This is a genomic window from Streptomyces venezuelae, from assembly GCF_008642315.1.
In the GTDB taxonomy this organism is placed as follows: domain Bacteria; phylum Actinomycetota; class Actinomycetes; order Streptomycetales; family Streptomycetaceae; genus Streptomyces; species Streptomyces venezuelae_D.
This window is the reverse complement of sequence record NZ_CP029192.1, coordinates 7,568,554-7,588,682: the sequence shown is the minus strand read 5'-3', so window position 1 is coordinate 7,588,682 and position 20,129 is coordinate 7,568,554. Positions and strand designations below refer to the sequence as shown.

General features: G+C 71.7%; 24 protein-coding genes and 1 pseudogene. 10 read left to right on the top strand and 15 right to left on the bottom strand.

The features are described from left to right. Positions 1-48 precede the first annotated feature (48 nt). Together DEJ48_RS33585 and DEJ48_RS33580 are read left to right on the top strand one after the other, a co-directional pair. Entirely contained in the window at positions 49-642 is a 594-nt protein-coding gene (locus DEJ48_RS33585; protein ID WP_150219900.1) for a TetR/AcrR family transcriptional regulator, read from the top strand. 83 nt (positions 643-725) lie between these two features. Further along, positions 726-1,229, top strand: a complete 504-nt coding sequence (locus DEJ48_RS33580) for a hypothetical protein (RefSeq protein WP_150219899.1) — start codon at positions 726-728, stop codon at positions 1,227-1,229. 61 nt (positions 1,230-1,290) lie between these two features. Here the strand turns inward: DEJ48_RS33580 and DEJ48_RS33575 are convergent, their stop codons facing one another. Then, on the bottom strand, positions 1,291-1,779 hold the full coding sequence (locus tag DEJ48_RS33575; protein WP_150219898.1) for a tetratricopeptide repeat protein: 489 nt from the start codon (positions 1,777-1,779) through the stop codon (positions 1,291-1,293). 97 nt (positions 1,780-1,876) lie between these two features. Then, positions 1,877-2,379 (bottom strand): annotated as a pseudogene (locus DEJ48_RS40495) (helix-turn-helix transcriptional regulator). Here DEJ48_RS40495 and DEJ48_RS40490 point away from each other — a divergent pair. Then, complete coding sequence (locus DEJ48_RS40490; protein ID WP_317850942.1) at positions 2,329-2,715, top strand: DUF3224 domain-containing protein; 387 nt, start codon at positions 2,329-2,331, stop codon at positions 2,713-2,715. The pseudogene DEJ48_RS40495 and the gene DEJ48_RS40490 overlap by 51 nt on opposite strands. 2 nt (positions 2,716-2,717) lie before the next feature. Here DEJ48_RS40490 and ung read toward each other — a convergent pair whose 3' ends face one another. From ung to DEJ48_RS33540, 6 genes are all read right to left on the bottom strand, one after another. Continuing rightward, positions 2,718-3,401 carry a uracil-DNA glycosylase gene (gene ung, locus DEJ48_RS33565; RefSeq protein WP_150219897.1) on the bottom strand — a complete coding sequence of 228 codons (684 nt, stop codon included), beginning with the start codon at positions 3,399-3,401 and terminating at the stop codon, positions 2,718-2,720. Positions 3,402-3,481: 80 nt separating this feature from the next. Then, a complete protein-coding gene (locus DEJ48_RS33560) occupies positions 3,482-5,017 on the bottom strand; it encodes an ABC transporter substrate-binding protein (protein ID WP_150221547.1) in 1,536 nt (511 codons plus the stop codon). Between the two features lie 207 nt (positions 5,018-5,224). Continuing rightward, on the bottom strand, positions 5,225-5,980 hold the full coding sequence (locus tag DEJ48_RS33555; RefSeq protein ID WP_150219896.1) for an SDR family oxidoreductase: 756 nt from the start codon (positions 5,978-5,980) through the stop codon (positions 5,225-5,227). A gap of 24 nt (positions 5,981-6,004) precedes the next feature. Further along, positions 6,005-6,766 (bottom strand): 3-oxoacyl-ACP reductase FabG, encoded by a 762-nt coding sequence (fabG, locus tag DEJ48_RS33550; RefSeq protein WP_150219895.1) that lies wholly within the window; start codon positions 6,764-6,766, stop codon positions 6,005-6,007. Between the two features lie 161 nt (positions 6,767-6,927). Next, on the bottom strand, positions 6,928-7,326 hold the full coding sequence (locus DEJ48_RS33545) for a DUF3037 domain-containing protein (protein WP_150219894.1): 399 nt from the start codon (positions 7,324-7,326) through the stop codon (positions 6,928-6,930). Next, positions 7,323-8,111, bottom strand: coding sequence for a HipA family kinase (locus tag DEJ48_RS33540; protein WP_150219893.1), 789 nt, complete (start codon positions 8,109-8,111; stop codon positions 7,323-7,325). Before DEJ48_RS33540 ends, DEJ48_RS33545 begins: the two co-directional genes overlap by 4 nt. Positions 8,112-8,164: 53 nt before the next feature. Here DEJ48_RS33540 and DEJ48_RS33535 point away from each other — a divergent pair, with 53 nt between their 5' ends. Continuing rightward, positions 8,165-8,605, top strand: coding sequence for a Rieske (2Fe-2S) protein (locus tag DEJ48_RS33535; protein ID WP_150219892.1), 441 nt, complete (start codon positions 8,165-8,167; stop codon positions 8,603-8,605). Here DEJ48_RS33535 and DEJ48_RS33530 read toward each other — a convergent pair. Then, complete coding sequence (locus tag DEJ48_RS33530; protein ID WP_150219891.1) at positions 8,592-9,245, bottom strand: cysteine hydrolase; 654 nt, start codon at positions 9,243-9,245, stop codon at positions 8,592-8,594. The two genes, DEJ48_RS33535 and DEJ48_RS33530, sit on opposite strands and share 14 nt — an antisense overlap. 135 nt (positions 9,246-9,380) lie before the next feature. Here DEJ48_RS33530 and DEJ48_RS33525 point away from each other — a divergent pair, with 135 nt between their 5' ends. After that, complete coding sequence (locus DEJ48_RS33525) at positions 9,381-9,860, top strand: pyridoxamine 5'-phosphate oxidase family protein (RefSeq protein WP_150219890.1); 480 nt, start codon at positions 9,381-9,383, stop codon at positions 9,858-9,860. Between the two features lie 175 nt (positions 9,861-10,035). Continuing rightward, positions 10,036-10,836 (top strand): DUF4239 domain-containing protein, encoded by an 801-nt coding sequence (locus DEJ48_RS33520; RefSeq protein ID WP_150219889.1) that lies wholly within the window; start codon positions 10,036-10,038, stop codon positions 10,834-10,836. A 5-nt stretch (positions 10,837-10,841) separates the two neighbouring features. Here the strand turns inward: DEJ48_RS33520 and DEJ48_RS33515 are convergent, their stop codons facing one another. Beyond that, positions 10,842-11,744, bottom strand: coding sequence for a LysR family transcriptional regulator (locus DEJ48_RS33515; protein WP_150219888.1), 903 nt, complete (start codon positions 11,742-11,744; stop codon positions 10,842-10,844). 38 nt (positions 11,745-11,782) lie between these two features. Here DEJ48_RS33515 and DEJ48_RS33510 point away from each other — a divergent pair, with 38 nt between their 5' ends. After that, complete coding sequence (locus DEJ48_RS33510) at positions 11,783-12,877, top strand: DMT family transporter (RefSeq protein WP_150219887.1); 1,095 nt, start codon at positions 11,783-11,785, stop codon at positions 12,875-12,877. Here DEJ48_RS33510 and DEJ48_RS33505 read toward each other — a convergent pair. Further along, positions 12,868-14,199 (bottom strand): aminotransferase class I/II-fold pyridoxal phosphate-dependent enzyme, encoded by a 1,332-nt coding sequence (locus DEJ48_RS33505; RefSeq protein ID WP_150219886.1) that lies wholly within the window; start codon positions 14,197-14,199, stop codon positions 12,868-12,870. The genes DEJ48_RS33510 and DEJ48_RS33505 overlap by 10 nt on opposite strands. Positions 14,200-14,312: 113 nt before the next feature. Here DEJ48_RS33505 and DEJ48_RS33500 point away from each other — a divergent pair, with 113 nt between their 5' ends. Then, positions 14,313-15,020 (top strand): pyridoxamine 5'-phosphate oxidase family protein, encoded by a 708-nt coding sequence (locus DEJ48_RS33500; RefSeq protein WP_150219885.1) that lies wholly within the window; start codon positions 14,313-14,315, stop codon positions 15,018-15,020. Positions 15,021-15,123: 103 nt separating this feature from the next. Here the strand turns inward: DEJ48_RS33500 and DEJ48_RS33495 are convergent, their stop codons facing one another. From DEJ48_RS33495 to DEJ48_RS33485, 3 genes are all read right to left on the bottom strand, one after another. After that, a complete protein-coding gene (locus tag DEJ48_RS33495; RefSeq protein WP_150221546.1) occupies positions 15,124-16,161 on the bottom strand; it encodes a DMT family transporter in 1,038 nt (345 codons plus the stop codon). A 178-nt stretch (positions 16,162-16,339) separates the two neighbouring features. Next, positions 16,340-17,341 carry an EamA family transporter gene (locus DEJ48_RS33490; protein WP_150219884.1) on the bottom strand — a complete coding sequence of 334 codons (1,002 nt, stop codon included), beginning with the start codon at positions 17,339-17,341 and terminating at the stop codon, positions 16,340-16,342. 60 nt (positions 17,342-17,401) lie between these two features. Next, positions 17,402-17,935 carry a Clp protease N-terminal domain-containing protein gene (locus DEJ48_RS33485; RefSeq protein ID WP_411757505.1) on the bottom strand — a complete coding sequence of 178 codons (534 nt, stop codon included), beginning with the start codon at positions 17,933-17,935 and terminating at the stop codon, positions 17,402-17,404. A 220-nt stretch (positions 17,936-18,155) separates the two neighbouring features. Between DEJ48_RS33485 and DEJ48_RS39905 the strand changes: the two genes are divergently transcribed. Continuing rightward, the gene (locus DEJ48_RS39905; RefSeq protein ID WP_190537747.1) at positions 18,156-18,344 is read left to right on the top strand and encodes a hypothetical protein; all 189 of its coding nucleotides are present in this window, start codon (positions 18,156-18,158) and stop codon (positions 18,342-18,344) included. Between the two features lie 84 nt (positions 18,345-18,428). Here DEJ48_RS39905 and DEJ48_RS33480 read toward each other — a convergent pair whose 3' ends face one another. Next, positions 18,429-19,262: a putative protein N(5)-glutamine methyltransferase gene (locus tag DEJ48_RS33480; protein ID WP_150219883.1), complete on the bottom strand. Its 834-nt coding sequence runs from the start codon at positions 19,260-19,262 to the stop codon at positions 18,429-18,431. Between the two features lie 328 nt (positions 19,263-19,590). Between DEJ48_RS33480 and DEJ48_RS33475 the strand changes: the two genes are divergently transcribed. Next, positions 19,591-20,019 carry an SRPBCC family protein gene (locus DEJ48_RS33475; RefSeq protein WP_150219882.1) on the top strand — a complete coding sequence of 143 codons (429 nt, stop codon included), beginning with the start codon at positions 19,591-19,593 and terminating at the stop codon, positions 20,017-20,019. Positions 20,020-20,129 lie beyond the last annotated feature (110 nt).

The following is a 20,129-nucleotide window of genomic DNA, read 5'->3' as shown; positions in this document are numbered from 1 at the left end:
ATGACATGACCGTACTACACCTGTAGTGAGCCGGGTAAGGTTTCCGCCATGCCCGTACGCAGCGCGGGAGCTCCCCGCACCGAACTCATCGCCGACGCCGCCCTCGCCCTGCTCGCGGAACGCGGCATGCGCGGCCTGACCCACCGCGCCGTCGACGAGGCGGCGGGCCTCCCCCAGGGCTCCACGTCCAATCACGCGCGCACCCGGCTCGCCCTCCTGGAGGCCGCGGTACGACGGCAGGCCGAGCGCGAGGCGGAGGTGCTGACCCCCGCGGAGATCCCCCACCCGTCGGCGGGGCGCGAACAGCTGGCCGCCGGCCTGGCCCTGGCCCTGCACCGGTACCTGACCGGTGACAACCGTCAACTCCTCGTATCGCGCTACGAGTTGGCCATGGAAGCGACCCGCAGGCCGGAACTGCGGGCCTTCTACGACGCGGCGGGCGCCCAGTTCCGGGAGCCCCTGGAGTCCCTGCTCCGCGCTGCGGGCTCCACCGCGCCGCGACGCCACACGCTGTCCCTGGTGGCCTGGTGCGACGGGCTGATGTTCTCGTGCGTGGCGGGCTCGTACCATGCCGCGACGCCGACGGAGGATGAGCTGCGGAGCAGCGTGGGGGAACTGCTGCGGGGGATGCTGGACGAGTGAGCCGCGGCGCGCCCGTCACCCGTGCGGGGCAACCTCACGAGGTTCCGTCGCCAACTTCACCCCGAACCAGCAGTGTTGCGCAGATGCATCGATCGACGACCACCGCCGCGCTCCTCGTCAGCGTGGCCGTCTCGGCCGCCGCCTCGGCCGCCGTCACCGGCTGCACGAGCGTGGAGCGGCCCTCGGGCCCCGGCCCGGCAGTGGCCACCGCACCGCAGCCCGCGCCCCGCACCGACGGAGAGCAGCGGCCGAAGGTCGTGCAGGCCCCGGCCCGCGAGGCCCTGCAACGCATGGACCCGCCCCGCGTCCCGGCCCCACGCAAGACGGACACAGCCGTCGGCACCGGCCCCGAGTCCACCCCCTCCGCCCCGTCCCTCCCCCGCACCGACCGCCGGAACCCCGCCTCCGCAGCCGCTCCCGCACGCAGGCCCTCGCCCGCACGCCCCGACGCGGGAGCCACCCGCCCGGCCCCGGCCGGGGTCCCCGCCGCCCCGGTCACCGACGTCTGCGCCCTCGGCGAGGCCTACGGCAAGTGGCGGCCGAACAGCCCCGAAGCGGTCATCTGCCGCGACACCTACGGCCACTGACCGCGCCACGCACGCCCCACCGCCCCGCGACACGCACGCCCCACCCCGCGACGGCGTCCGTTCACTCCTCCTCGCTCCCCTCCCCCACCTCCCCCTCCAGTCGGGCGATGGCGTCCTTGATGCCCCTGCCGTAGCCGTCGTCCTCCAGTGCGCCCACCGCGCCGCGGGCACGGCGCAGATGGCTGCGGGCCGCACCCGGGCGGCCCAGTTTCACGTAGTCCGCGGCGAGGTTCAGGTGCAGCGAGGGGTAGAAGCCGCGCACCGCGAGCGACTGGTGGTGTTCGTTCAGGCGCTCGTCCGTGAGCTCGTCCGCCGCCGACAACGCCCGCAGGTCCCACGCCAGTTCGTCTGAGGGGTCGGCCTGGGTGTCCGCCATGTAGTGCGCGAGCGTGCAGCGGTGCAGCGGGTCGCCGTCCTCGCCGATCTCTCCCCACAGACCGAGGAAGCGGCCCTGAGCCTCCTCACGGTCGCCGCCGTGATGCAGCATGACCGCCTGCCCGATCCGCGTCATCATCGCGTCCTCCGCCGTCTGCTCCTGCTGCTCCGTCACCGGGTCCTCCGTGGTCGTACGGCCGTCGCCCCCATCTCTCACGACGCTAGCCGCCACCACTGACAATCACGGTCAGGCACGATCGCGGGCGGCGCTCTCACCCGTACCGCTGGGCCAGCCCGGTGACGCTCCTGGTCACCTCAGCGCGGAGCTCGGGCGGTGCGAGGACCTCCGCCTCCAGGCCGAGCCGGAGGATGTCGCTCACCGCCACCGGCAGCTCCTCCACCTCGAGGTCCACCTCCGTCCAGCCGTCCGCGTCCGGAGCGCCCACCCCGTCGGCGGCCCGCGCCCCCGCCGCCCCGAACATCGCGGGCAGCAGCCGCCTCCCCGCCGGGGACACCCTGAGCCGCGCCGTGCCCCGCAGCACCCGCGCCTCCAGGCCGCGCGAGGCCTCCTCCCAGTACGCCGCGAGGTCGAAGCCGTCGGGACGCTCGCAGGGGTCGTCCGCCACCGTCGCCGACAGGCACCGCGAACCCGGTACGTCCGCACGGCTCCGTCGACGGACGCCGCCAGGTACCAGTTGCCCGCCTTGAGGACCAGGCCCAACGGGTGGAGCTCGCGCCGGACTTCGCCGCCCCAGCGCCGGTAGTGCGCCCGCAGGACCCGCTGCCGCCAGACGGCGTCGGCGACGACTACGCCGGGGCCATCGAGGCGGCGGGCGCCTCCTGCGAGTACACCATCGCGTACACGAACGAGACGACCGGCGCCTTCGTCGGGTACGAGTTCGTCGACGGCACGCTCGACGGCCGCAGGGGCTCCTTCGTCCTGGAGCAGCGCGGTTCCTTCGGAGCCGACGGCGTCATCGAGTGCTCCTGCTCCGTGCTGTCCGGTTCGGCCACCGGTGAGCTGGCCGGTCTCACCGGTACCGGCACGTTCACGGCGCGGGAGGGGCAGCCCGCCACCCCGTACTCCCTCGCCTACGCCCTGCCGGACTGACGTCAGCCGATGTCCGGGATCCGCCAGTCGATCGGCTCGTGCCCCTGCGCCGCGACCGCCTCGTCGATCTGCGTGAACGGGCGCGAGCCGAAGAACTTCTTCGCGGAGAGCGGCGAGGGGTGGGCGCCCTGCACGACGATGTGCCGCTCCTCGTCGATGAGCGGGAGCTTCTTCTTCGCGTAGTTGCCCCAGAGGACGAAGACGGCGGGGTCGGGGCGGTCGGCCACCGCCCGGATCACCGCGTCCGTGAACTTCTCCCAGCCCTTGCCCTTGTGGGAGTTGGCCTCGCCGGAGCGGACGGTGAGAACCGCGTTGAGCAGGAGGACACCCTGTCGGGCCCACGGCATCAGATAGCCGTTGTCGGGAACGGGGTGGCCGAGCTCCTCCTTCATCTCCTTGTAGATGTTCCGCAAGGAGGGCGGCGTCTTCACACCGGGCCGCACGGAGAAGCACAGGCCGTGACCCTGGCCCTCCCCGTGATAGGGATCCTGGCCGAGGACGAGGACCTTCACCTGGTCGTACGGCGTCGCGTCGAGCGCGGCGAAGACCTCGTCGCGCGGAGGATAGACGGGACCCTTCGCCCGCTCCTCCTCGACGAACTCGGTGAGCTCCTTGAAGTAGGGCTTCTGGAGCTCCTCGCCGAGGACTCCGCGCCAGGACGCGGGCAGCATGGCGATGTCGGTCACGTCAACAACCTCCGGTGTGCGGTCACTTCTCACCACAGAACCTACCGGCGACCACTGACAACCGCCCCGCCCCCCGCGGGTCACCAGCTGGTCTTGCGCTGCAGCTCCCACATCATCATGATCGCCGACGGGTCGAGGGCCCGTTCGCCGCCCGCGATCTCCTCGCTGGACATGATGTACTGCTTGCCCTGCCAGAGCGGCAGCAGCCGGACGTCGTCGACGAGGATCTCCTGGGCCCGCTCGAACTCGTCGATCACCGCACCCCGGTCGGCCTCCCTGCGTTCGCGCGGCAGCACCTCGTCCGTGATCTCCTTGGACGGGTAGGGCGTGTTGAGCACGTTCTTCGGGCCGACGAACGGGGCGATGAAGTTGTCGGCGTCCGGGAAGTCGGGGAACCATCCGCGGCCGAAGACGGGGTACTCACCGTTGCTGTACCCCTCCTGGAACTCCGTCCAGGGGCGGCTCTTGAGGGTGATCTTGAAGAGTCCCGAGCCCTCCAGCTGGCGCTTGAGCTCGGCGAACTCCGGCTCGGTCGCCGAGCCGTACCGGTCGGTGGTGTACCAGAGCGTGAGCGGCACCGGCTCGTTGATGCCGGCGTCGGTGAGGATCTTCCTGGCCTTGGTGACGCTCGGGTTTCCGTAGTCGTCGAAGAACCCGGTGGCGTGTCCGGTGAGACCCCTGGGGACCATCGAGTACAGCGGCTCGACGGTGTCCTTGTAGATCTTGTGGGCGATGGCGCCGCGGTCGACGATCTGCGCGAAGGCACGCCTGACCGGCAGTTTCCGTGCCCACGGGTCCTTGGTGTTGAACACCAGGTAGCGGATCTCGGTGCCTGAGCCCTCGACGAGTTCGATGTCCTGCTCGCGCCTGCCCCTGCCCTGCATGGCGACGATGTCCTCGGAGGCCAGGCCTCGGAAGGTCACATCGATCTGCTTGTCCTTGAGGGCGTCGACCATGGCCGAGGACTTCTTGAAGTAGCGGATGGTCACGGCGTCGTTCTTGACGTCGGCCGCGCCTTCGTAGTGGTCGTTCTTGACCAGCTCGGCCTTGTCGTTCGGCGTGTACGCGTCCAGGGAGTAGGGGCCCGAGCCGGTCAGCTGGTTGCCCTCGCGGAGCTTGTCCGCCGGGTACTCCTTCGGGTCGACGATCGACATGGCGGGGGTCGCGAGCACGAAGGGGAAGGTCGCGTCGGCCTTCTTGAGGCGGAAGACGACGGTCAGATCCCCCTTGGTCTCGACCTTGTCGAGCGAGCCGAGCAGACCCGTGGGGCCGCCCTTGGCGTTGATGGTCCGCATGCGGTCGAAGGAGTACTTCACGGCGGCCGCGTCCAGTGTGTCGCCGTCGGAGAACTTCAGACCCTCGCGCAGCTCGCAGGTGTAGACCGTGCTGGAGGCATCGCTGAACTTGCAGGACTCGGCGGCGTCCGGCTCCGGCTCGGTGGCCCCGGAGGGGAAGCTCAGCAGCGTCTGAAAAACGTTTCTGTAGAGCTCCCAGGAGCTGTCCCAGGCTTTCGCCGGGTCCAGGGTGCTGGGCGCGCTCATCGTGCCGACGGTGATCCGCTCCTCTTCGTCCGACCCTTCGGACGACAGCATCCCGCAGCCGGCGAGCAGCGACATGGACGCGATCGCCGCCACCGGACGCAGACCCCTGATCCGCTTAGCAGGGGGAACTTCACTGAACACGCGCACGCTCCTCGATCGGCCATGCCATGGGGTCGGGAGACAATATCGCAGTGCCCTGTCGGGCCAAGTCCTGGCGCCGACAGGGCACTTGATGCGGAGAACGTCACCGAAAGGGATTCTCCGCCGGGTGTGCGGCCTTCGTCAGCCGACGCCCGCATTGAGGAAGATGCCGCCATCGACCACGAGTGTCTGGCCTGTGATCCAGTCGGACTGGGCGGACGTGAGGAACGCGGCCGCGCCCCCGATGTCCTCCGGCACCCCGAGCCTGCCGAGCGGGTAGGAGGCCGCCGCCTCGGCCTCGCGGCCCTCGTACAGCGCCTGGGCGAACCTGGTCTTGACGACCGCGGGCGCGATCGAGTTCACGCGCACCTTGGGGGCGAACTCATGGGCGAGCTGCAGGGTGAGGTTGACCATGGCGGCCTTGCTCATCCCGTACGCGCCGATGAACGGCGACGCGGAGACGCCTGCGACGGAGGCGATGTTCACGATCGCGCCGCCGTTCTCGCTCTGCCAGGCGTGCCAGGTCCGCTGGGCGAAGCCGAGCGCCGAGACGACGTTGGTCTCGAACACCTTGCGGGCCACGTTGAGGTCGAGATCGGCCATCGGGCCGAAGACCGGGTTCGTACCCGCGTTGTTGATCAGGAAGTCGACGCGGCCGAAGGCCTCCATGGCGCGCTCGACGGCGACCGCCTGGTGGGCCTCATCGTGCGCCTTTCCCGCGACTCCGATGACGCGGTCGGCGCCGAGCTTCTCGACGGCCTCCTTGAGGGCGTCCTCGTTGCGTCCCGTGATGCAGACCCGGTCGCCGCGGGCGACCAGCGCCTCGGCGATGCCGTATCCGATGCCGCGGCTCGCTCCCGTGACGAGCGCGGCCTTTCCGCTGTCCTGCACAGCCATGATCTCTGCCTCTCGCCTTCCAGGTCAGTTGAGCGGGCCGCCGGCCACGTACATGACCTGTCCGGAGACGAACCCGGCCGCGTCGCCTGTGAAGAAGGCGATGGCGTTGGCGATGTCCTCGGGGCGGCCGACGCGCTGGACCGGGATCTGGGTGGCGGCCGCGGCCTGGAAGTCCTCGAAGCCCATGCCGACGCGCTCGGCGGTGGCCTTGGTCATCTCGGTGACGATGAAGCCGGGGGCGACGGAGTTGGCGGTGACGCCGAACTTGCCGAGCTCCTTGGCGAGGGTCTTGGTGAAGCCCTGCAGGCCGGCCTTGGCGGCGGCGTAGTTGACCTGGCCGCGGTTGCCGAGCGCGGAGGACGAGGAGAGGTTGACGATGCGGCCGAACTTGGCGTCCACCATGTGCTTCTGGCAGGCCTTCGACATCAGGAAGGCGCCGCGCAGGTGCACGTTCATGACCGTGTCCCAGTCGCTCGCGCTCATCTTGAAGAGGAGGTTGTCGCGGAGCACACCGGCGTTGTTGACGAGAATCGTCGGCGCGCCGAGCTCCTCGGCGATACGGGCGACGGCGGCCTCGACCTGGGCCTCGTCGGACACGTCGCAGCCGACCGCGATCGCCTTGCCACCGGCCGCGGTGATCTGCGCGACGGTGTCCTTGCAGGCGGCCTCGTCGAGGTCGATGACGGCCACGGCGCGGCCCTCGGCGGCGAGCCGTACGGCGGTCGCCGCGCCGATGCCTCGCGCCGCGCCGGTCACGACAGCGACGCGCTGCTCTGTGGTGGACATGCTGGTTCTCCTCGCCCTTGGGATGCGGCTCTACGGGATGGAGCTCTACGGAGGCCAACGGTACGCCCCCATGGTGAGCGACCGCTTAGTACCTTCGGCAGGACGAGACGCTAGAAGCCCTGGCACCGGGTGTCAACGGCCCACAGGAGAGGTGTGACTCTTTACCGCACCAACAGGTCGACGAGCCGGTTCAGCTCGGCCTCGGGATCCGCGGTGAGACCGGTGTGCACCGGGCCCGGCTGGAGCACCGTGGAGCGCGGCGCGATCAGCCACCGGAAGCGGCGTCCCGCGTCGTCGCGCTCGGCCTGGCCCGCGGCCTCGCCGCCCTCGCAGATCCGCTCGACGGCGCCCAGCGCGGCCCGGATGCCCGCCGCGTCGGCCGCCGGGTCCAGGGCGAGGAGCTTCGCCTCGTCCAGGTGCGTGCGGGCGGCGACGTAGGACTTGGCGCGGCAGTAGAGCACGACGCCCGCGTTGAACTGCTCGCCGCGCTCCACACGCGGCACGACGCGCACCAGCGCGTACTCGAAGACGTCCCGTACGGGCGCGGTCTGCTCGGTCACCGGTCGGCGCCCTTCGGTCCGGCACCCGGCAGGGTGATCCGCTCGTGAATGGTCTTGGCACGCGGCAGGAGAGCCGCCACGTAGGCACGGCGCACGTCGTCGGGTCCTTCGAAGCCCGGCTCGTCGGCAAGCCACTCGTCGGGCACCTCGGCGGCGACCTCGGTGAGCAGCTCCTCGGTGACGAGGGGGGCGAGCTCGGCGGCGGCCGCCGCGATGTCGGGGCCGTAGGGGGCGAGGACGTGGTCCGACGCGTCGTACGGCTTGGCGGCCGCGGTCTCGGCGGTGCGCCAGTTGTGGTGCCAGATCATGCTCGCCCCGTGGTCGATCAGCCATGGGTCGCCGTGCCACACGAGCAGGTTCGGATTGCGCCAGGAGCGGTCCACGTTGTTGATCAGCGCGTCGAACCAGACGACGCGGCCCGCCTCGGCCGCGTCCACCGCGTGGGCGAGCGGGTCGAAGCCGAGGGCGCCCGACAGGAACTCCATGCCGAGGTTGAGCCCGCCGCTCGCCTTGAGCAGCGCCTGCACCCGCTCGTCCGGCTCGCCGAGGCCGAGGACCGGGTCGAGCAGGACGCCCGTCAGCCGCGGCATCCGCAGGCCGAGCCCGCGGGCCAGCTCCCCGCAGATCACCTCGGCGACGAGTGTCTTGCGGCCCTGTCCCGCGCCGGCGAACTTGAGGACGTACGTTCCGTACGTCCCGTGGTCGTCGGTCTCGACGAGCCCGGGCAGTGATCCGCCTTCCCGCAAGGGAGTGACGTATCGGACCGCGGTGACGTGGCTGAGCATTGGCCCAGATTACAGAGTTGAACGGAGTGACCCGCCGCCCCGTACCACTGGACATGACGACAGACGAAGTGACGCTCCGCGAACCCGACCGCCGCACGGTCGTGGCCACGATCGGCGCCGCGGGCCTGGCCGCCGCCCTCACCGCCTGCGGGGGCGGCAAGAGCTCCGCCGGGGACGGCGACGACGGCGGCGAGGGCGGTGACGCGGGCGGCGTCCTGGCCAAGACCTCCGACATTCCCGTGGGCGGCGGCAAGATCTTCAAGGACGCGGAGGTGGTGGTCACCCAGCCCGCGAAGGGCGAGTTCAAGGCATTCTCCAGCCTCTGCACCCACAAGGGGTGTCCGGTGACGAGCGTCGAGGGCGGCACCGTCAACTGCCCCTGTCACGGCAGCAAGTACGACATCGCCGACGGCAGCGTGCGGGGCGGGCCCGCGCCGAAGCCGCTGCCCGCCGTCGCGATCACGGTGACGGGCGGCTCGATCAAGCGGGCCTGACCGGCCGGCCCGGCAGCTTCCAGGCGGCCAGCACGTCCTGCGTGGCCGTGATCGTGGCGACGAGCGCGAGGGTGTTGCGGACCATGGCCGGCGTGTAGTCGGCGGGGACCCCCGCGATGGCGTCGGCGGGCACGACGGCGGTGTAGCCGAGGTTCACCGCGTCGAACACGGCGTTCGGGATCGCGACGTTCGCCGAGACTCCGGTGATCAGCAGGGTGCGGCAGCCGAGGTTGCGCAGCAGCGGGTCCACGTCGGTGCCCGCGAGGGGTGACAGGCCGTGCAGGCGGCGTACGACGAAGTCCTCGTCGGCCACCTCGACCGGCGGCGCGATCCGCACGGCGGCGGTGCCCGAGAGCTGCTGCACGGGCAGGCGCTCGGCGGCCCGGAACAGCCGGGCGTTGTGGCTCGCCCCGCGCCCGTCGGGCCGCCGCTCGGCCACCGCGTGCAGCACCTGGACGCCGCACTCGTGCGCGGCGGCCACCAGCCGGGCGACGTTGGCGAGGGCGCCCGAGGACCGCGCCTCGGCGGCGAGTTCGGGCAGGGCGCTCTCGGTGCCGACAACGCCCTGCTGGCACTCGACGGTCAGCAGGGCGGTGGTGGCGGGGTCGAGGATCTCCCTGAGCTTTTCGTACGACGGCATGGCTTCCCCTCGTCGCGGACGTCCCGGGCACCGGCCGGCGAGAGGCTAACGGCCATTGCGCCACTAAGGAAGAGCGTCCATGCTTTCCCGACAGCATTCCTGACGCACAGTCAGGCAGTCGGAACGGGAGGGCACATGGCCGCCACGCAGCGCCGGGGTCGTCGGATCATGATGACGCCGGAGGAGCTCGACGCGTTCCTCGCCGCGGAGCGCACGTGCCGGGTGGCGACCGTGTCACCCGACGGCGCCCCGCACGCCGGCACGCTCTGGTTCGCGTGGGACGGCACGTCGCTCTGGCTGTACTCGACCACCCGCAGCAAGCGCTGGGCCCACCTGCGCAAGGACCCGCGGATCGCCGTGGTCGTCGACGCCGGTGAGGAGTACGGCGAACTGCGCGGCGTGGAGCTCTCCGGCACGGTGGAGTTCGTGGGCGAGATCCCCCGCACGGGCGACCCCTGCCCGGAACTCGTCGCGCCGGAGCGCCTGTTCGCGCGCAAGGTCTTCGGGCTCGACGAGATGCCGCACGACGGCCGTCACGCGTGGCTGCGCCTGACGCCGGACGCCATCGCTTCCTGGGACTTCCGGAAGCTGGCGGGCCTCGGTCGGCCGTCGTAGCTCCACCGGCATCACCGACAGGGGAATCCCGGGGGGCTCACCGGCCCAACGCGGACCCCCGTTCGAGGGCGAAGAGACGTTTCTGCCGGTAGCGGGCACGTACAGCCTGGAAGGACAGGACCTCGGTGCCCCGACCCTCGGGGCGCGACCTACCCCCATCCGGAGGTGGCCGTTCGTGGTCCTGATCATCGTCGTCGCCGTCCTGGCCCTGCTCGCGGGCCTGGCCGCCAACCGCTACCTGCGGCCCCGCCTCATGAGCGAGGACGACGACACCGGCATGGCCGTCAAGGACCTGGTCGGCCCGCTGCTCACCCTGACCGTGCTGCTGCTCGCCTTCGTGCTGGTCACCGCCAACGGCTCCTACGGCAAGGCCGAGGTCGCCGCACGCGGCGAGGCGCGAGCCGTCGACCAGCTCGTGGAATCCGCCGAGTACGCACCCGCTGAACAGCGTGCCGAGATCCAGGCGGACACCGTCTGCTACGCCCGCGCCGTACGCGAGCGGGAGTGGCCCGCCATGGCCGACGGGAAGGGCTCACCGGCCCCCAGCGTCTGGTCGACCGATCTGCGCCGCGTCTTCCGCGAAGTCGAGGGCAAACCGGTGTTCGGCATGCTGGTCTCCGCCGACAACAAGCGCTCCGAGGAGCGCGAGGAACGCCTGACCCAGGCCACCGCGAGCATCCCCGGCGCCATTCTGTGGTTCCTGCTCGCCACTCTGGTCATCACCGTGGCGGCCCTGGGAGTCTGTCTGCCCCGTCGCAACAACCGCGGCCAGATCATCACTCTGACCGTCATCACCGCCCTGCTGACCACCACGTTGTGCATCATCCGAGACGTCGACCGGCCCTTCGGCGGCATCATCGACGTCGAGCCCACCGCCATCACCGAGGTGCAGCGCCAGGCCACCCGCGACTTCCTCGCCCACCACACCGCCGCCGATCTGCCGTGCGACGACAAGGGCAGCCGCCGCCCCGGCTGACCCCGCTATCGCAGCCCGGCCCCCGCTCCCCTCAGCGCCTCCGCCGCCGCCCTGATCGACGGGCGGCGGTCCGCGTCCGCCCGCCACACCACGTACACGTGCCGCCGCACCCGATGCCGCACCGGAACCGTCCGCACGCCCGCCGGCATCGGGTCGCGGCCCAGTTGCGGCGCCACGCACACACCGAGGCCGGCGGCGACCAGGGCGAGCTGGGTGTGGTGCTCCTCCGCGCGGTGCGCGATGCGCGGTTCGATGCCCTTGCCGCGCAGGGTGAACATGAGCCACTCGTGGCAGAACTCGCCCTCCGCCCAGGTGATCCACTCGTCGTCCGCGAACTCCTCCAGGTCCACTTCGGCGCGATCGGCGAGGGGGTGCGCGGCGGGCAGGGCCACGTCGGCGGGGTCGTCGAGGAGGGGGGCCTTGACCAGGCCTTCCGGAACCGGCAGGGGTTTGTTGTACCAGTCGAGGACGACCGCCATGTCGATGTCGCCGCGCACCACGGCCGCGACGGCCGGCGTCGGTTCCATCTCCTGGCAGCCCACCCTCAGCCCGGGGTGGTCGACGCGGAGCGCGGAGAGCGTGGCCGGCATCAGGCCGCGCACGGCCGTGGGGAACGCGGCGATCCGCAGCTCCCCCACCGCCTTGCCGCGCTGTTCCTCCAGGTCGGCCTGGGCGAGCTCCACCTGCGAGAGGATCCGCGCCGCGTGCTGCGCGAGCAGCCGTCCCGCGTCGGTCAGGCGCACGCCTCTGCCGTTCTTGGCGAGCAGTTGCTGGCCGACCTCGCGCTCCAGCTTCGTCATCTGCTGCGAGACCGCGGAGGTCGTCACGTGCAGACCGGCGGCCGCGCCGCTGACGGATCCGTGCCGGGCGAGGGCATCGAGCGTACGCAGGCGCTCCAGGTTCAACATGTAAGCGATGCTACGCGGTACCGCGCACAAAGTCTCGCTTGTGCTACGAGATGACCGGGTTCATCGTGAGACCCATGACCACCGCCCCCGCTCCACCGCGATCAGCGACAACACCCTCACCGTCGGCCTCGGGCCCCGTTCTCGATTGGCGCATCCGCTTCGGCGTGCTCTCGCTGATCTGGGGCTTCAGCTTCCTCCTGATCAAGGTGGGCACGGAGGGGTACGCCCCGTTCCAGGTCACCCTGGGGCGGCTGGCGTTCGGCACTCTCGTCGTCGCCGCCGTGCTCGTGGTGAAGCGGGAGCGGCTGCCGCGCTCCCCGCGGATCTGGCTGCACCTGACGGTGTCGGCGCTGCTGCTCAACGCTCTGCCGTTCTCGCTCTTCGCGTACGCGGAACTGTCGATCCCCTCGACGCTCGCCGGGATCTGCAACGCGACGTCGCCCCTCTGGGGGATGGCACTGTCGCTCGTGGCGCTCTCGGAGGACCGTCCGACGCGGCGCCGTGTCGCGGGTCTGGGCGTCGGATTCTTCGGAGTACTGACCGTGCTCGGCGCCTGGCAGGGCTTCAGCGGCCTCGATCTCGGCGGCACGGCGATGGCACTGCTCGCCTCGCTCAGCTACCCGATCGGCTGGATCTACGTACGTCGCACGCTGGCCGGCACCGGTCACTCCAACCTGTCGCTCTCGGGCGCCCAGTTGCTGGTCGCGACCGTCGAACTGGCCGTGGTGACCCCGCTGTTCACCACGTTCCCGTCGCACTTCCCCGTCGTGCCGCTGCTGGCGATCGTGGCGCTGGGCGCGCTCGGCACCGGACTCGCCTTCCTGTTGCAGTACGCGCTGGTCGCCGAGGTGGGCCCGACCACCGCCCAGATGGTCACGTACTTCATTCCGGTCATCGCGACCGGCGCGGGCGTCGCCGTTCTCGGCGAGTCCCTGAGCTGGTCGACACCGGTCGGCGCGGTGATCGTCCTGGCGGGCGCGGCGCTCACCCAGTCCCGGCCTCGGGCGGCTACGGCTGGTGGGGGCGGAGCGACAGCGACGGCACCAGTACCGATGCCGATACCGGCATCGGCATCGGCATCGGCATCGGCATCGGCATCGGCATCGGCCGAGCGTCCGCCCCGTCAGTCGTAACGCCGCGCGGGAGCGGGCCCGGTGGCGGAGGCGACGGCGTCCGCCACCGCGGCGATCTCCTCGTCCTCCAGCGCCGCCACGGTGATCCGCACCGCGGGCGGCGCGTTCAGCCGGAACCTCGCCCCCGGAGCCACCGCCCACCCCGCGTGCAGCAGCCGCGCGACCGCCCCCGTCTCGTCCGGGACCGGCACCCACGCGTTCATGCCACTGCGTCCGTACGCGGTGATGCCCCGCTCGGCGAGCGCCGCGATCAGCGCCTCGCGCCGCCGCGCGTAGGACGCAGCCACCACGCGCGGGTCGACCGCGTCCTCGGCCCAGAGCCGCGCGACGGCGCGCTGCAGCAACCGGCTCACCCAGCCGGGTCCGAGCCGCTGGCGCCCGCGCAGCCGGTCGATGGTGACGTGGTCGCCGGTGACCACGGCCAGCCGCAGGTCGGGGCCGTACGCCTTGGCGGTCGAGCGGGTGAGGGCCCAGTGTCGGGTCGATCCCGCCAGCGGGTGCAGCGGCAGGTCGACGATGCCATGGCCGTGGTCGTCCTCGATGAGCAGCACGTCCTCGTGGGCGGCGAACACATCCCGCAGGGCACGCGCGCGTGAAGCGGTGACAGCGGCGCCCGTGGGGTTCTGCGCGCGGTCCGTCACGATGGCGGCGCGTGCGCCGGAGGCGAGCGCCCGTTCCATGTCGGCGGGCAAGGGGCCCTCGTCGTCCACGCCCACGGGAATCGCGCGCAGGCCGAGGGCGGAGACGAGGTCGAGCACGCTCCCCCAGCCGGGGTCTTCCAGGGCGACGCCGTCGCCCGGCTTGAGGTGGACGGCCAGCACCCGCTCGATGGCGTCGAGCGATCCGGAGGTGACGGCGAGCGGGGCGTGCGGGACGCCGTCGGCCGCGAACGCCGCGCGTGCGTACCGTTCGAGCTCCGGATCCACCGCACTCTCTCCGTAGAGGACGGGTTGTGCGTCGTTCTGTGCCGCGGCCGCCACGAAGGCCCCGGAGAGCGCGGGCAGCAGCTTCGGGTCCGGATTGCCCATGGACACGTCGCGCACGCCGGGCGGCGCGTCCACCCTGATGAGTTCACGTGTCGTGGTGGCGGGCTTGGGGCGCACCCGGCTGCCGCGCCGCCCGGCCGTCTCGATGACGCCTCGTTCGCGCAGCGTGCGGTAGGCGGCCGCCACCGTGTTGGGATTCACCCCGAGGCGCGTCGCCAACTCGCGCATGGGCGGCAGCAGTTGCCCCGGTTCGAGGTCACCATCGCCCACGGCCCGCTCGACACTGGCCGCAATCTCGGCTGCACGCCGCCCGCTGATCGGATACTCTCCTAGCACAAAGCAAAGTATGCACTAGTGCAATAACGCTCGCAAGTCGATGAGCAGGGCAGCGCCGCCCGGGACTCGTCGCCGACGGGCGGCTTCAGTACAGGTTCAGCACAGGGAGAGCCATGCAGACGACGCCGGGCACCACCGACACCACTTCGCCGGACAGCGCCGCCTACGCACCGACCGACCGCACGATCCCCACGCGTTCCGCGGATCGTGCCGCGTACGACCGGGAGACGGTGCACGCGATACTCGACGAGGCCTACGTCTGCCATCTCGGGTTCGTGCGCGACGGCTCCCCCGTCGTGCTCCCGACGCTCTACGGACGGGTGGGCGAGCGCCTCTACGTGCACGGGTCGACCGGTTCCCGGCCGTTGCGCATGGCGCGTGCCACGTCCGACGAGCGGGACCCCGGCCTGGAGGTGTGCCTGACCGTCACGCACGTCGACGGCCTGGTCCTGGCCCGGTCGGCCTTCCACCACTCCATCAACTACCGCTCCGTGGTGATCCACGGCACCGCCCATCAGGTCACGGACCCCGAGGAGAAGCGGCTCGCGCTGGACGCACTGGTCGACCACGTGGTGCCGGGGCGGTCGGCCGACTCCCGCCCCGCCAACACCAAGGAACTCGCGGCGACCGCCGTGCTCAGCCTCGACCTGAACGAGGTGTCGGCGAAGGCGCGCACCGGCGGCCCGAACGACGACCCGGAGGACACGGGGCTCCCCCACTGGGCGGGCGTCGTCCCGCTCCGCAAGGGACACGACGCTCTCATCCCCTCGGAGGACCTGGCAGCCGACATCAAGGTGCCCGACTACCTGGTCGAGCTGTGATGCGGAGCCACGCCGGGCAGGCCTGATCCGGTCAGCCACGCCTTGTCCGGCCCGCCCAGGGCAGCGGGCCGGACAAGGCGTGCAGGCGGCGGGCCTCACACCGTCACAGCGAGACCCGTCCCTCCACCGTCGCGCCCCGCCGCTGCGCCACCGCGCCCCGCGTCTCCGCGACCGCGAGGCCCGTCACGGCGGCCAGCATCAGAGCCGTGCCCGCCACGGTCGCGGCCGTCAGGTCCTCCCCGAGCAGCGCGACGGCGATGACCGCGGCTCCCACCGGCTCCAGGAGCATGATCACGGAGACGGTCGCGGACCGCACGACCGCGGCCCCCGCGAAGTAGAGGGCGTACGCGACCGCTGTCGGCACGGCGGCGATGTACAGCAAATACACCGCCGCGCGCGCGGGGTCGGCCGTGTGCGGGACGAGGCCCTCGGCCGCCGCGAGCGGCAACAGGCAGAGCGAGACGACGGCGAACGCCCAGACGGTGGTGTCGGACGAGTCCGCCGTGCCGCTCCTGCCCCACCGGCGCGTGAGCAGCGTCATGGCGGCGTACGCGGCCGCCGAGACGAGCCCCCAGACCACACCGGCCGGCCGCACGGTCGCGCCCCCGCCGCCCTCATCCCCGAGGACGAGGACGACGAGACCTGTAAGGGCGCCCAACACGGCGACGACACCGCCGTGCCCGAGCCGCTCCCCCAGGGTGAGCCGTGCGCCGAGCGCGATGAGGACGGGGCCCGAGCCCATGGTGACGACGGTGCCGACCGCGAGGCCGGTCGCCTCGACCGAGGCGAAGTAGGCGGTCTGGAAGACCGCGAGGGCCACGCCGGTCACGAGGATCCGGCGCACCCTGCGGCGCACCGGCTCGGCGTCCGCCACACGCGCGGTCGACAGGCGTGCGGCCGAGGCGCGCGGTGATGCGAGGCGGGTGGCCCCACGCGCGGCGAGCAGCAGCACGAAGCCGCCCGCGCACCGCCAGAAGGACAGGCTGACGGGCCCCATGTCGCTGTCCCGGAAGACCAGCGCGGCGGCGGCACCGGCGGTCCCCCAGGCGATTCCGGCGACGATCAGATAGAACAGTCCGCGCCCGACGCCGAGGCCACCGGCGGCGACTCCCGATTCGGCGGGGTTCGGGACAGTGGGCACGTCGGACGTGCGCAACGAGTTCGACACGTGTTTTCTCCGCAGCAGAGAGGGATGACTGGCTCCGTCTGCGGGCAGCACCGTTCCGCCCGGCCACCGGCTCGGGCGAGATCCGTGAGCGCCCCGCGCTTAAGCGGCGGGAGGCGGGAGAACGAGTGCGCGTGCGTGCATGACCGGCACCCTAGGACCGGCTTCCGCTGTGCGACAACTCCGTTTCGGGTGCTGGGACGGCGTCCGGCACGGCGGGCCCGGCCGGTGCCGACGACTGGGCGATGAACGCACCCACCAGTACGACCGCGCCGCCCACGACCTGCGGCGCGGAGAGGTGTTCGCCCAGGACGACCCAGGCCAGGGCGGTCGCGATGACCGCTTCGAGGCAGGCCACGACGCCGGCCACCTGGGGCGAGAGCCGACGCACCGACAGCACCCCGGTGACGTACGCGACGACCGTCGCGATGAGCACGATCCAGGTGAGGAGGGTCCAGGCCGGTACCACGGAGCCGTCGAGGTCCGCGTCGCCGGCGAGCACCGACCAGTCCATGCCCCACGGTCGCGCGACGGCGGTGAGCACGAGGGTGCCGACCAGCAGCCCGTACGCGATGACGCCGAGCGGGTCGGGGGCGTCGGCGCCCGCGTCGCTGCCCTGGTCGGACAGGACGAAGTAGCCGACCTGGCAGCAGGCCGCGCCGAGCGCGAGCAGGAGTCCGACGGCGTCGAAGCTCAGCCCCGCCCACACCTCGACGACGCAGGCGAGACCGCCGACGGCGAGGACCACGCCGAGCGCGGCGGCCCGCGTCACCGGGCGTCGCTGCACGAAGCGCACCCAGCCGAGGACGAGCGCGGGAGCGAGGTACTCGATCAGCAGGGCGACGCCGACCGGGATACGGGAGAGCGCCGCGAAGTAGCAGGCCTGGACGCCCGCGACGGCGAGAAGGCCGAAGCCGGCGAGCAGCGCGGGCCGGCTCCGCAGCAGTCCGCGGTGGCGCCACGCCACGGGCAGCATCACCAGGGCCGCGCCCGCCACCCGCAGCCACACCACGTGCAGCGGGTCCAGACCCGCCTCGATCAGCGGCTTCGCCGCGACACCGGAGCCGCCGAAGGCGACGGCCGACAGCAGGGCGAGCCCGAGTCCGACGCCCCTGCCGGGCTTTACCTGTATCCCCTCAGACGCTTGCACCGGCACATCATGGCAGGCGACGTCATGAGCGTCACGCCGCTAGACCCCTGTCTCAATCGGCGGACATCACTGGGCGCTCTGCCTGCACCCCGCCTCTATGCGGGACAGCAGCGCGGGAACGTCGACGCGTGCCCGCGCGAGGACCTCGACGGCCCGGCACTCCCGGTCGGCGACGAGTCCCGCGAGCAGGTCCATGCCGAGGGGACGCGGTTCACCGCGCCGTTCGGCACGCTCCAGGGCCACGTCCATCGCGGTGGTGGCGGCCGGCGACCACCCGGTCTCGCGCACGGGCGTCACGACCGGGACGGCACCGGAGTCCTCGACGGTGCCCTGCCACTGAAGTCCGTAGCCGATGCTGCGCTGCACGAGATAGCCGAAGATCCGCACGGTCTGCGCACCGCTCTCGAAGACGGCACGCACCTCGGGGTCGGCCTCAAGGAGGGAGTGCAGCAGATGTGCCGTGTCGATCTGCCGGTCCCCGTCACGGACGGCGCGACGACGCGCCCCGGACACCACTGACGCCATCTCCGCGGTGAGTCCGGAGTCGAGTTCTTCTCGGATCGGGCCGGGCTCGGCGCCCGACGGGGTACGACTATGCACATCTCCCACCACATCAACCCCCAGGGGCATATGCATCGGCGGCGGGAAGCATTTCGGCGTCCGACACAGGGTGGGCAAACGACCATGGGTTGTCCTCCTTACGGATGAGATCCGACGAACCGCGCGGACGTTCGCGCGCCGCCTTGCCTCACCACCTCGCGCGCGCCGGGCGCCCGCCTCCGGCGCGCAACCATCACGCCGCTTCGCTCGTCCCACAAGCATGGAGAGCAGGTGCTGGATGGTCGCCCTGCCTGCGGTCGACGGCAGGCAGTACGTCTACCGGGTGTACGCACCCGACGACGCGCTGCCCGCCGACCTCTTCTGGGACGCCTGGCACTGCCACGACGAGAGCCCGTTCCCGAGGGCGTCGGACCTGTTCGACGCTGCGGTCATACGACGGGTCGGCTAGGGCCTGTGTCGGGAGTCGCGGGGCAGGCGGGACTTCCGACACAGGCCCTAGGACCCGCGTCAGGCCCGCTTCCGCCCCGCACGCTCAGAGCCCGCCCGCTCCGGCCCCCGGCCACGTCCCGATGACCACCGTCGCGTACCCCTCCTCGTCGCTCACCACCCGCGCCGCCAAGCCCGCGCGTTCGACGGCGTCGACGGCTGCGGGCACCTGCCCCTCGCTCGTCTCGAAGAGGAGGTGACCGCCGGGCGCCAGCCACGCGGGCGCCTCCTCGGTCACCCGGCGCAGCACGTCGAGCCCGTCCGCGCCACCGTCGAGGGCCACGCGCGCCTCGTGGACGCGGGCCTCCGCGGGCAGCAGACCCACCTCTTCGGAGGGGACGTACGGGACGTTCGCGAGGAGGATGTCGACGCGCCCCCGCAGGGCGTCGGGAAGCGGGGCGTAGAGGTCTCCTTCGTAGACCTCGCCTCCGGCGTGGGCGACGTTGCGGCGGGCGCAGCGGACCGCCGCGGGGTCGATGTCGGCCGCGTACAGCTCGACTTCGGCGAGACCCGCGGCGAGCGCGGCCCCGAGGGCTCCCGACCCGCAGCACAGGTCGACGACGACGGCCGCGCGACCGGCGGGTTCGGCAGCCCGGTCGACGAGTTCCGCGGCACGGTCGACGAGGAACTCGGTACGACGGCGCGGTACGAACACTCCCGGGTCCACGACCATCCGCAGGCCCCGGAACTCCGCCCACCCCAGGACGTGTTCGAGCGGCAGACCGGCCGCGCGGCGCTCGACCATGGCGGCCGCTTCGGAGGGGGTGCGTGCGGTGGAGAGGATCAACTCCGCCTCGTCCTCGGCGAAGACGCAGCCTGCGGCACGCAACGTACTGACGATGGAGGAGTGGTGTGACGTGGAGAAAGCGGAGACCGACATGTGAGGAATACCTTTCGGGAACCCGATGGGGCTCCCTCGGTCACCTGCGCCGGTACGCCGGGGGGACCGCGCGGTCGCGAGAGGGGAGCACCCGACCTGCTACTGCGGTAATGGGTCTCACCTCCTGGGTGCGCCGCCTGTGTCCGTCACAGGGCAGAGGGAACAGTACCTCACCCCTCACCGGGCAGAACATACGAGGCCGCGGCCCCGGCCTCGCCCCGCACCAAACCTGACGGTTCATCAGTATTGAATGTTCCGGAGCCTGCGGCTACGTTCCGCGACACCGTAGCTGCGGCCGTCGCAGCGCCCGACGGGAAGAGGTGGCCGCATGGCCGAAGTCAGCGCGGAGGCAAGGATCGAGGCGCCCGCCGAGAAGGTCTGGGCCCGGCTCACCGACTTCTCCTCCTGGAGCGAGTGGAACGCCACGCACACGAGCTTCCCCCAGGGCGGCCCCACGACGCTGGAAGCAGGCGGCACCTTCGTGGAGAACATGAAGCTGATGGGCTTCCCCGCCGAGGTCAACTGGACCATCGGCGAACTGGAGACCGCCCGCACCCTGGCCATCGCGGGCAAGGGCCCGATGGGCGTCAACGTCGGCACCCGCTACTCCCTCTCCCCCGAGGGTTCGGCGACGGTGGTCCGCATCGAGGGAGAGTTCACCGGGGCAGCGGTCTCGCTGATGGCGGGCAAGCTGAAGGACTCGGCGACCGCGGCGCTCAACGAATCGCTGCGCAAGCTGGACGGCCTGCTGACCTGACCGACCTGCCTCGACCTGACCGACCTGCTCCACGCCGCCCCGACCTGCTCCGCCCCGCCCCACATCACGACAGAGAGGCGCCCCACACGATGCGTGCGGGGCGCCTCATC